The organism is uncultured Methylibium sp. (assembly GCF_902826655.1).
Lineage (GTDB): Bacteria > Pseudomonadota > Gammaproteobacteria > Burkholderiales > Burkholderiaceae_C > Methylibium.
Genome location: NZ_CADEFR010000003.1, coordinates 85,135 through 96,681 on the forward strand (window position 1 = coordinate 85,135; position 11,547 = coordinate 96,681).

The following is an 11,547-nucleotide window of genomic DNA, read 5'->3' on the forward strand; positions in this document are numbered from 1 at the left end:
CGTTGCCTCGTAGCGTCGATCGGCCGGGGTCGCGACGCGCCGCCGGTCGTCTTGTGGGGGTCGGCGCACCCTCATGCTGCGCCGCAACCAGTGTAGGGGAGAGTCCCCGACCTTGGCATCGTCGCAGGCCCGCGGCCGCGGCAAAGGGCGCAAATGCGGGGCCGGACCGGCGCTTTCGCGCGCGGTCCGGCCCGGGATGTCACCTTGGCGTCAGCGGTCTCAGCGCTCGCGTTCGCGCTTGTTGCCCTGGCCCTGTCCCTGGACGGCATCGACGAAGCCGCGCCGCGGGTCGACGTTGCCGCGCTCCTGGCGGTCGGATCGCTCGGGCGCCCGCGGCTGCTGCACCGCCGGGCCCTGCTGCTGCGGACTCGGCACCGGCACCGGCCGCGGCATGACCTGCGGCGACGGCATGACCTGGGGCACGGGCACCGGACGCGGCATCACCTGCGGCGACGGCGCGTTGTTGGGCAGCGCGATCTGCGGCTGCGCTTGCGGCATGCGCGCCGGCTCCGGCGCCTGGCGCGGCTGCGGGCGCTCGCCGCGCTGGTTGCCGTCGTAGCCGCGGCCGTTCTGGCGCCAGTCGCCGCGCTCGTCGGCACGGTCGTCGTTGCCGTGGCGGCGCATCATGCGGTCGGGCTCGCCCTGCGGGCGCGGCGCCTCGACCAGCGTCGGCGCGAGCATCGGCCGCTCGCCGCGCGGCGGGTTCGCCGGGCCGGGCTGCTGCGGCGCGGTCGCGGCCGGTGCCGGCGCGTTGTTGCCGTAGGGGCCGATGGCCCGGGGCGGCAGGCCGGTCTCGACGCGCGGACGCTCGACGCGCGGGTCGCGGAAGCCGCGGCGCGGCTCGTCGGCACGCACGTCGCGCTGCGCCGGCGCGGATGGCAGCGCGGCGGTGGGCAGGCCACCCGGCCGCGGGCCGGCCCCTGACGGGCGGCCGCCGACGGTGCCGACCACCGGCTGCAGCTGCGCGGCCTGCTGCGTCGTGAGCTCGATGCGGTCGCGGCCGATGCGGCGGGCGTTGCGGAACTGGTCCTCGCGCACGATCGTCACCGCGTCCGGTCGCTGGGCGTAGCGGTAGGCCGGCGCGGGCGGCTGCGGGCGGGCCACGGTGCGATCGCCCGTCGTGACGTTGACGACGTTGGTCACGTTGATGATGTTCACCTGCCGCACGTAGCGCGGCGAGTAGCGGTACGGCGGGTGGTAGACCTCGCGCGGGCCGAGCGGGAACCAGCCGACCGGCCGCCCGCCGCCGATGCCGATGCTGATGCTGACGCTCACCCCGCTGCCGCCGACGTAGCCCACCAGCGCCGGTGCCCACACCGGGCGCGTGACGATCGGGCCGGGCACCCAGCCCCAGGCGCTGCCGATCAGCGCCCAGCGGCCGTAGTGGAAGGGCGCGAAGCCCCAGGGGGCGTCGTCGACCCAGGTCCAGCCCCAGGGACGCACGTAGGCCCAGTGGCCGTAGCGGTAGGGCGCCCAGCCGTAGGGCAGGGCGCGCGGATACCAGACGGCGCCGTACTCGGCCACGGTGTCCCAGCGGCCGTGTTCGTCGAGTGCCTCGATGCCGGTGGTCTCGGGCGAGACGTAGCGCGCGGCGGCCAGACGGTCCTGGTCGCGGTCGCGGGCCTCGGCCCACTGGTCGAAGTCGTCGCGCTGGCCCATGGCGCGCAGTTGCAGGGTTTCGCCGCCGCGCTCGACCAGGGCTTCCTGGCCGGTGCCCAGCGTGAAGCTGTTGTTCGGCGTCACCAGCCGCAGCCGACCGGCGATCGCGCGCAGCGTGTAGGCGCGGCGGTCGGGGTCGTACTCGACGCGGTAGTCGCCGGGGCCGTCGGCCTCGGCGCGCACGCCGTCGGCGCTGAGGCTGAAGCGGTCGCCGGTCGGCAGGTTGCGCACACGGGCGCGCACCGTGCCCTGGGCGACGTCGATGGAGACGCCGTGGTCGTCGAGCTGCGAGAAGACGGCCTGGGTGTTGCCGTCCAGGCGCACCGAACTGCTGCCGATGCGCACCTCGGCCTGGCTGCCGGGCGGCGCCCACAGCGCGGTCTGCGTGGTCACGGGCTGGTTGATCTGGGCCGGCTCCCAGGCGCCGCCGGCCTCGGTCGAGGCGTCGACCGGGCCGCGCAGTGCGCTGATGCTGCCGACGCGGGCCGGGGGGTCGACGATGTCCTGGTCGGGCTCGTTCTCGGCGTGGGCCGGGCTGGCGCAGCCTGACACCAGCAGACCGGCGCAGAGCAGGGTGAACAGGCTGCCGCTGCGGGGCGGGAAGAAGCGAATGGCGTTCATGGCGTCACCTCGGGTCGCGGCGCGACCGGTGACGGTTCAACGCAGCAGCCGGCGTATCGGTGCATCGGCAGCAGCCACGAGCTTGCAAAGAATTGCAAACCCGGGGGCGCCATGGGGCCTCAGGCGACCGCGGCGATCGCCTTCGCGACGGCGTCGAGGTTGTGCTCGTTCAGCGCGGCCACGCAGATGCGGCCCGAATCGACGCCGTAGATGCCGAACTCGCTGCGCAGGCGCTGCATCTGCGCGGCGTTGAGACCCGAGTAGCTGAACATGCCCTGCTGGGAGGTGATGTAGCTCAGGTCGCCCGGGACGCCGGCGGCCTGCAGCCGCGCGACCAGCGCGACGCGCATGGCCTTGATGCGCTGACGCATGCCGGCGAGTTCTTCTTCCCACTGGGTGCGCAGCGCCGGCGTCGTCAGCACCGTGGCGACGACGGTCGCGCCGTGCGTCGGCGGGTTGGAGTAGTTGGTGCGGATCACGATCTTGAGCTGGCTCAGCACGCGCGCCGCCTCGTCCTTGCTGGCGCAGACGACGCTGAGCGCGCCGACGCGCTCGCCGTACAGCGAGAAGCTCTTGGAGAAGCTGGTCGAGACGAAGAAGTCCAGGCCCGAACCCAGGAACTGCTGCACCACCGCGCCGTCCTCGGCGATGCCCTGCCCGAAGCCCTGGTAGGCCATGTCGAGGAAGGGCACCAGCTTCTTCGCCTGCACCGTGGCGATGATCTGCTGCCACTGGGCGGCGTCGAGGTCGTAGCCGGTCGGGTTGTGGCAGCAGGCGTGCAGCACGACGATCGTGCCGGCCGGTGCGCCGTTCAGCGCGGTCAGCAGGCCGTCGATGTCGATGCCGCGCTTGCCGGCGTCGTAGTACGGGTAGCTCTCGACCTGGAAGCCGGCGTTGGTGAACAGCGCGCGGTGGTTCTCCCAGCTCGGGTCGCTGATCAGCACCTTGGCCGCGGGCGACAGGCGCTTCAGGAAGTCGGCGCCGATCTTCAGGCCGCCGGTCCCGCCCAGGCCCTGCACGGTGGCGATGCGGCCGCTGGCCGCGGCGGCCTCGCCGAACACCAGGCCCTGCACCGCCTTGTCGTAGGCGGCGATGCCGTCGATCGGCAGGTAGCCGCGTGCCTTGGGCGCTGCGGCGATCTGCGCCTCGGCGGCAGCGACGCACTTCAGCAGCGGCAGCTTGCCGTTCTCGTCGGTGTAGACGCCGACGCCGAGGTTGACCTTGGCCGGGTTCGGGTCGGCGTTGAACTGCTCGTTCAGACCCAGGATCGGGTCGCGGGGAGCCATCTCGACGGAGGCAAACAGGGCGGACATGGTGGCGGCTTCGCTGGGCAGTGGATGTCAGTGGCAGGGGCGAAGCGATTCGGCTACGCTGGCGGATTGCCCTGCCCCAAGGGATAACCCGCATTCTAGCGAGCCCGCCCATGGCCGTTCTGACCGAGACCGATGCTCCCGTGGCTGCCGATGCCGGCTTGCCCGAGGGCGAATTCGCGAGCTTCCCCGACTCGCCCTTCCAGCTCTTCATGCCGTATCCGCCGGCGGGCGACCAGCCGACGGCGATCGCGGGCCTGGTCGAGGGCATCGAGGACGGCGAGGTGTTCCAGACCCTGCTCGGCGTCACCGGATCGGGCAAGACCTTCACGATGGCCAACGTGATCGCGCGCATGGGCCGGCCGGCCATCGTGTTCGCGCCCAACAAGACGCTGGCCGCGCAGCTGTACAGCGAGTTCCGCGAGTTCTTTCCGAAGAACGCGGTCGAGTACTTCGTCAGCTACTACGACTACTACCAGCCCGAGGCCTACGTGCCGCAGCGCGACCTGTTCATCGAGAAGGACAGCGCGATCAACGAGCACATCGAGCAGATGCGCTTGAGCGCCACCAAGAGCCTGCTGGAGCGGCGCGACGTGATCATCGTCGCCAGCGTGTCCGCGATCTACGGCATCGGCAAGCCCGAGGACTACCTGGAGATGCGGCTGATCCTGCGCAGCGGCAACAAGCTCGGCCAGCGCGACCTGATCGCGCAGCTGATCCGCATGCAGTACACGCGCAACGAGACCGACTTCTCGCGCGGGAGCTTCCGCGTGCGCGGCGACACCATCGACATCTTCCCGGCCGAACACTCCGAGCTGGCGATCCGCGTCGAGCTCTTCGACGACGAGATCGAGACGCTGTCGCTGTTCGACCCGCTGACCGGCCGCGTCCGCCAGAAGGTGCCGCGCTTCGTGGTCTATCCGTCCAGCCACTACGTGACGCCGCGCGAGCAGGTGCTGAAGGCGATCGACGGCATCAAGGAAGAACTGCGCCTGCGGCTCGCCGAGTTCGTCGCCGCCGGCAAGCTGGTCGAGGCGCAGCGCATCGAGCAGCGCACCCGCTTCGACCTCGAGATGCTGCAGGAGATCGGCCACTGCAAGGGGATCGAGAACTACACGCGGCACCTCAGCGGCGCTGCGCCCGGCGACCCGCCGCCGACGCTGGTCGACTACCTGCCGGCCGATGCGCTGATGTTCCTCGACGAGAGCCACGTGCTGATCGGTCAGCTGGGCGGCATGTACAACGGCGACCGCGCGCGCAAGCAGACGCTGGTCGACTACGGCTTCCGGCTGCCGAGCGCGCTGGACAACCGGCCGCTGAAGTTCGAGGAGTTCGAACGCAAGATCCGCCAGGTGGTCTTCGTGTCGGCCACGCCGGCCGACTACGAGAAGCAGCACGCCGGCCACGTCGTCGAGCAGCTGGTGCGCCCGACCGGCCTGGTCGACCCGCTGGTCGAGGTGCGGCCGGCGACTCACCAGGTCGACGACCTGCTGCAGGAGATCCGCGAGCGCGTCGACCTCCACGAGCGCGTGCTCGTGACCACGCTGACCAAGCGCATGGCCGAGCAGCTGACCGACTACCTGGCCGACAACGGCGTCAAGGTGCGCTACCTGCACAGCGACGTCGACACGGTCGAGCGCGTCGAGATCCTGCGCGACCTGCGGCTCGGCGCCTTCGACGTGCTGGTGGGCATCAACCTGCTGCGCGAGGGCCTGGACATTCCCGAGGTCTCCCTGGTCGCGATCCTGGATGCCGACAAGGAGGGCTTCCTGCGCTCCGAGCGCAGCCTGATCCAGACCATCGGCCGCGCGGCGCGCAACCTCAACGGCAAGGCCATCCTCTATGCCGACGTGGTGACCGACTCCATGAAGCGCGCGATCGACGAGACCGAGCGCCGCCGCGAGCGCCAGATCACCTTCAACGAGGCCAACGGCATCGTGCCGCGCAGCGTGAAGAAGGAAGTGCGCGACCTGATCGACGGCGTCTACTCCGAGAAGAGCCGCGGCGACGACCTGAAGGCCGCGCAGGCGGCGGCCGAGCTCGAGGCGATGAGCGAGAAGGACCTGGGCAAGCGCATCAAGCAGCTCGAGCGCCAGATGCTCGAGCACGCCAGGAGCCTGGAGTTCGAGAAGGCCGCGCGCGTGCGCGACCAGCTGGCGCTGCTGCGCGAGCAGGCCTTCGGCGGCGCCGGGCACGACAACGTCGTGCCGATCAGCGGAGGCGGCGCGGCCGCCTGAGCCGGCTCAGCGCAGCGGCAGGCCGGGCCGCAGCGCCTCGCTCTCGCGCAGGATGCCGTCCAGCACGCGCGGCAGCTCGAACACCGCCAGGTTCTCGAGGCGCCGCGTGTTGGCGCGCAGTTCATCGAGCCGCGTGATCACCTCCGCCACGGCCGGCGCGATGCGCGTGAAGCCGGGCAGCACCAGGCCCAGACCGTTCTCGCGCACCCACTGCGCGTTGTAGCGCTCCTGCGGCATGGTCCAGGCGTTGCGGACCACGATCACGGGCAGCCCGAGCTGCACCGCTTCGCTCAGGCTGCCCGGGCCGGGCTTGCCGATGAAGAAGTCGGCCAGCTGCATCACGCGCGGCATGTCGGAGGTGAAGCCCAGCACCAGGCGCGGCGCCGCGGCGGGCAGCGCACGCAGCCTGGCGGCGAGCGCCTCGTTGTGGCCGCAGACCAGGATCAGCTGCGTGTCGGCGAGCTGTCTGGCGATGCCGAGCATGGCCTTCGAGCCCTGGCCGCCGAAGGACACCAGCGCGGTCGGTCGCGACGGATCGAGGCCGAGCGCGGCCCGTTCGGCGGCGCGATCGACCATCGGCGCGCGGTAGAAGTCGGGCCGGATGATCATGCCGGAGCTGGCATGCAGCCTCGCGGCCGGATGCGCTGTCGTGCGCGCCTGTTCCATGGCCCGCGGCGTGCCGCAGACGAAGTGCTGGGCCTGGTCGGGCTCGATCCAGAAATGCGGCGGATGGTCGGCCAGGTCGGTCAGCACCGTCACATAGGGCACGCCGGGCAAAGCGGACGCGAGGCTCTGGTACAGCGCACGGTTGAAGTTGGGGATCAGCGAGACCACGAGGTCGGGCTCGGTCTTCAGCCAGTGCTGCTGCAACTGCCTGACCAGCGTCGGGTGCGCGAGGCGGATCAGTCCCTGCAGCAGCTTCAGCTCCTGGCCCAGGCCGAGCGTCCAGCCGCGCGCGAGGCGCTGGTTGTAGATCGCCTCCGGCGCGAAGCCGGTGAACCTGCGGAACAGGTCCTGCGGGTCCAGCACCTCGAGCAGGTTGACGAGGCGCACGTCCCAGGGCCGGCCCTGTTCGCGGATCGCGGCCTGCAGCGCGGTGGCCGACGCGCGATGGCCGCCGCCGGCGTTGAAGTAGACGAGGTCGACGCTGCGGGTCGGCGTCGCGGCCGGCGGTGGCGGGGTGTCGTCGAGTCTGCGTGCGACCGTCATCGGTGCGCGATGCTGCGCAGCGCGCGTGACGGCGTGGTGACAGCGACGTGGGCGGCGTAGGAGGCGCGAGCCTCAGTCCAGCACCTTGTCCAGCCCGCGGTGCACGCCGACCAGCCGGTGCACGCGGCGGATCGCGATCAGCGCGCCGTCGACATAGGGGCGCGCCGAGCTGCCGGCGTTGTGGCGCAGGACCAGGGTCTGGTCGGGCAGGCCGAACACCACGTCGACCCCGAGCACGTGGCCCGGCAGCCGCAGTGCGTGCACCTGCATGCCGTTGACGGTGGCGCCGCGCGCCTCGCGCAGGCCCAGGGTCTGGTCGATCGGCACCGTGGTCTCGGGGGCGCGCACCTGCGACAGGCGCTGGGTGAGCTCGCGCACGGTGCCGCTGGGTGCGTCGCGCTTGGCGTCGTCGGCGTAGTCGATGATCTCCCATTGCGGCAGCAGCTTCGCGGCCTGCTCGGCAAAGCGCTGCAGCAGCACGGCGGTCAGCGCGAAGTTGCCGCACGCCAGCACGCCGCGCTGGCGGGCCCGCGCGGCGGCGTCGATCTCCGCGTACTCGGCATCGGTGAGGCCCGAGGTGCCGACCACGACGTGAGCGCCCTGCGCCAGTGCCGCCAGGATGTTGGCCTTGGCGCTGCCGGGCTTCGTGTACTCGACGAACACCTCGCAGCCCACGGCCAGCGCCTCGGCCGCGCTGGCGAACAGCGGCGTCTTCAGGCGCGGCTCGCCGAGCACGTCGCCAAGCGAACGGCCGGCATTCGCCCGCGAGATGCCGGCCACCAGTCGCAGGTCGGGGGCCGCGGCGATGCCACGCGCCAGTTCGGATCCGGCCCAGCCGGTGGCGCCGGCGAGGCAGACGGTGAGGCTCATGCGAAGTCTCCTCGGGGCAGGCGCTCAGCGGCGGGCCAGCCGTTCGAGCTGGGCGCGGATCTGCGCGGCCGTGTCCGGGTGCGCGAAGTACTCGGTATGGAACACCGGCGAGGCGTCGTGCGCCTGGCCGCCGTGCTTGGCCGAGTCGAGCGGGATCATGCCGTCGCCGTCGGCCTCGAAGCCGGCGAAGCCCTCGATCAGCCGGTGCCACATCTCGGGGCGCCAGTCGGCGGCGACCTCGGCACGCCACTGCGAGCCCCAGGTGACGATCTGTCCTTCGGGCCAGGGGTAGCGCTCGGCGCGCTCCAGCACGTTGGCCGGCAGCAGGTCGCGAAAGCCCGGCGGGATGTCGCCGGCCATGCCGCGCTCGAGGTTCTTCAGCTTGGCCAGGGCGCTGCGGCTGCCGACTTCGCGCAGTGCGCCGGACAGCAGACCGACGGCGCCGGCCAGGCCCACCCAGCGCTGGCCGAGGCGCTCGAAGACGTCGGTGCCGAGGTGCGGGCTGCCGGCCGTGAGGGCCTGGAAGTCCCAGCCGGGCCAGCGGTCCTTCAGCTCGGGCAACGCGAAGCGCGCGACCACGCCGCCCCGCGAATGCGCCAGCAGCACGAGGCGTCCCTCGCGGCGGCGGCCGATGACCTGCGCCTGCAGCGCCTCGATCAGGTCGTCGATGTTGCGGCCGACCTCGAGGAAGGTGTCGTGCTCGAAGCGCCACACGGGCAGCTGCTCGAACAGCGGCATGCCGGTCCACAGCGGGCGCTGCTTCGGGTCGGGGGCGAGCCAGGCCTCGAAGCCGGCGAGGGCCGAGGTGAGCCCGCCATGCAGCAGCAGCACGTGCACGGGCGCCGACTCCGTGTTGCCCAGCGCAGCCGTCGAGGCCGGCGCCAGGCGCGCACCGGCCAGGCTCACCTGCCGCATCGCCAGCCAGCCCGGCGCCTTCTGCCCCAGGCCTGCGGCCCAGTAGGGTTCGTCGGACTTCAGGCGGTCGATGAAGGTCGGGTCGCAGTCCTGGCGCACGCCACGCAGGCGGTCGAACCAGTCGAGCGCGCGCTGCACCAGCTTGCGCCAGCGTCCCAGCGGACGCGGCCGGCGGCTGTACAGCAGCACCGGCATGGCCACCATCAGGCCGACGCCGGCGCGCAGGCTGCGCGTGATGGTCGGCGAGACGGCGTCGCGCTCGTCGATCAGCCAGCGCGGCGTGCCGCGCTCGATCTCGATGATCTCGGCGGTCAGGCCGACGCTGTCGCGGTGCTCGGCGGCCGGCATCCAGGGCAGGCCGTCGGCGGGCGAGCGCGCGCCCCAGTACAGGCGCGTCTCGATCTCGACGCGCACGCGCACGTCGTCGTGGCGCAGCCAGGCCTTCGGGCAATGCTCGAGCACGGCCTGCTGCAGTGCGGCTGCGGTCAGCGCCGGCGGCAGCCGCAGCTTCATCGTGCCGCCCTGGCGGCGCACGACCGGCGCCATCGCCCACAGCGGCGGCTGCCACTCGGCATGGCACTCGCAGCGACGCGGCTGCGAGGTTTCGGTGCCGCGGTCCCAGTGGCTGCGGTGGTCCAGGCCGGGCAGGCCCTGCCAGCGGGCGCTGAGGTCCGCGTCGCGCGCCAGCAGGGTCTCGATGCCGTCGGACTCCGCCTGCAGCCCGGCGAACCACTCCGGCCGGTGCAACCGGAAGCGCTGCAGCAGGCCGGCCGCGCTGAGCGGCTCGTGCACGGTGTCGACCGGGTGGCCCACCGCGGCCAGGGCCGGATCGAGCGGGGCGCTGCGGCCGGAGCCCGGCCCGTCGTCCTCGAAGCCGATCTCGACGCCGGCGGGGTCGGACGCGCTCACCGCAGTCCCAGCTTGAAGGCGATCATGGCCCGCAGCTTGTTCGGCGCGACCGGCTTGACCAGCAGGTGGAAGTCGTGGCGGCTCGACTCCTCCTCGTGGCCGCTCATCGTGCTGCCGGTGACCACGATGCCGGGGAGCGTGCCGGAGAAGGCGCCGCGCAGCGCGCGCAGCGCCTCGACGCCGTTGTGGCCTTCGGGCAGTCGGTAGTCGACGATCGCGAGATCGGGCGCGGCCGCGTTGCCGCCGCGGACCCAGGCCTCGACGGCGGCCAGCGTGTCGAAGGCCTCGACCGTCGCGCCCCAGCCGCGCAGCAGCACGACCAGGCCCTCGCGCACCGCGGGCTCGTCTTCGACGACGACGATGAAGCGCTGCTCGAGCGTGAGGCCGAGGCCGGGCTTGGCACCGCCCGGCAGCGGCGAGACGCTGCGCGGCGCCTTGCCGACCGGCAGCGTCAGCGTGAACACGGTGCCGCGGCCGGGGATCGAGGACAGCGACAGCGGCGCGCCCATCAGCCGCGCCAGCCGCTGCACGATCGCCAGGCCCAGGCCCAGGCCCTTGGGGTGGTGCGGCTCGAGCGCCGAGTGCGCCTGCACCTGGTAGAACTCGTCGAAGATGTGCGGCTGCTCGGACAGCGCGATGCCGACGCCGGTGTCCCAGACCTGCAGCTGCACGCTGTCGCCGCGCCGGCGGGCGCTGACCAGCACGCCGCCGTCGTCGGTGTAGCGGATCGCGTTGGACAGCAGGTTGCGCACGATGCGGTCGACCAGCACCGGGTCGCCGTGCACCACCTGCCGCATGCCGGCGAAGCGCAGCGCCAGGCCCTTCTCGAAGGCGGTCGGCTCGTACTGCAGCTTGAGTCGCTGGAACAGCTCGCGCAGCGTGAAGTGCTCGGGCCGCGGCTCGACGCCGCCGGTGTCGATCTTGGTGATGTCGAGCAGCTCGCCGAACAGGCCTTCGAGCGCATCGACGGAGCTGTTGATGCTGTTGACCAGGTGCAGCACCTCGTCGTCGCCCTTGGTGCGTGCGCGCAGCGCCTCGGCGAACAGGCCCATCGCGTGCAGCGGCTGGCGCAGGTCGTGGCTCGCCGCGGCGAAGAACTGGGTCTTCGCGCGGTTGGCGATCTCGGCGGCGCGCTTGGCCTCGTCGGCCGCGGTCTTCTCGACCTGCAGCTGCTGGGCCAGCTTCTCGGTGCGGACCTTCAGCTCGATCGCGCGGTCGAAGGTGCGGCGGAAGATGCGGCCGAGCAGCGCGGTCATCGCGAACACCAGCGCCAGCACGCCGGCCAGCGCCAGCGAGTCGGGCGTGCCGTGGGTCGCGATGCGCACGATGGTCGGCACGAAGCACAGCGAGATGAAGATCAGGAAGCTGAGCATCTGCGAGGCCATCAGCGGGATCGCGCCGACGCAGAAGCTGTAGATGATCAGCAGCAGCGTGGTCTGGTGGAAGGGCCGGCCGTCGTTGTAGAACAGCCAGGCCGACAGCCCCCAGGCCGCCCCCGACGCCATCGCGCCGATGTTCCACACGCGCTGCCAGTGCGCCGCGCGCGCCGACGCATCGGCCCAGCCGGCGTGCGCGTAGCGGCGCAGCGAGACCAGGCGCAGCGCCCAGATCCAGAAGAAGAGCAGGACCCACGCGTAGACCTCGCCGCGCGGCGCGACGTCCCAGTAGATCATCGCCAGGACCACCGCACCGAGCAGGTTGCCGGCGAGCGAGACGCCGGTCTGGCTGTAGAGCGATCGCACCGTGTCCGGCAGCAGCGCGCTGCGGTCCGAGGCGGCGGGTTCGGGCGGTGGGGGCAGGGGCGGCAGGGCGTTCAT

The 11,547-nt window shown here is 72.2% G+C and carries 7 protein-coding genes; 1 reads left to right on the top strand and 6 read right to left on the bottom strand.

What is annotated here, in order from left to right; genetic code table 11:
* Positions 1–219 precede the first annotated feature (219 nt).
* Complete coding sequence (locus QZV97_RS02575) at positions 220–2,280, bottom strand: DUF6600 domain-containing protein (RefSeq protein ID WP_295637932.1); 2,061 nt, start codon at positions 2,278–2,280, stop codon at positions 220–222.
* A gap of 119 nt (positions 2,281–2,399) precedes the next feature.
* Entirely contained in the window at positions 2,400–3,593 is a 1,194-nt protein-coding gene (locus QZV97_RS02580; protein ID WP_295637936.1) for an amino acid aminotransferase, read from the bottom strand.
* A 110-nt stretch (positions 3,594–3,703) separates the two neighbouring features.
* Between QZV97_RS02580 and uvrB the strand changes: the two genes are divergently transcribed.
* The gene (gene uvrB / locus QZV97_RS02585) at positions 3,704–5,827 is read left to right on the top strand and encodes an excinuclease ABC subunit UvrB (protein ID WP_295637939.1); all 2,124 of its coding nucleotides are present in this window, start codon (positions 3,704–3,706) and stop codon (positions 5,825–5,827) included.
* Positions 5,828–5,833: 6 nt separating this feature from the next.
* Here uvrB and QZV97_RS02590 read toward each other — a convergent pair whose 3' ends face one another.
* The 4 genes from QZV97_RS02590 to QZV97_RS02605 all read right to left on the bottom strand — a co-directional run bounded on the left by QZV97_RS02590 (position 5,834) and on the right by QZV97_RS02605 (position 11,547).
* Positions 5,834–7,036, bottom strand: coding sequence for a glycosyltransferase (locus tag QZV97_RS02590; RefSeq protein WP_295637942.1), 1,203 nt, complete (start codon positions 7,034–7,036; stop codon positions 5,834–5,836).
* A gap of 72 nt (positions 7,037–7,108) precedes the next feature.
* A complete protein-coding gene (dapB, locus tag QZV97_RS02595) occupies positions 7,109–7,906 on the bottom strand; it encodes a 4-hydroxy-tetrahydrodipicolinate reductase (protein ID WP_295637945.1) in 798 nt (265 codons plus the stop codon).
* A 24-nt stretch (positions 7,907–7,930) separates the two neighbouring features.
* Positions 7,931–9,730 (bottom strand): hypothetical protein, encoded by a 1,800-nt coding sequence (locus QZV97_RS02600; protein WP_295637949.1) that lies wholly within the window; start codon positions 9,728–9,730, stop codon positions 7,931–7,933.
* Positions 9,727–11,547, bottom strand: a complete 1,821-nt coding sequence (locus tag QZV97_RS02605; RefSeq protein ID WP_295637956.1) for an ATP-binding protein — start codon at positions 11,545–11,547, stop codon at positions 9,727–9,729. The genes QZV97_RS02600 and QZV97_RS02605 overlap by 4 nt, the downstream gene beginning before the upstream one ends.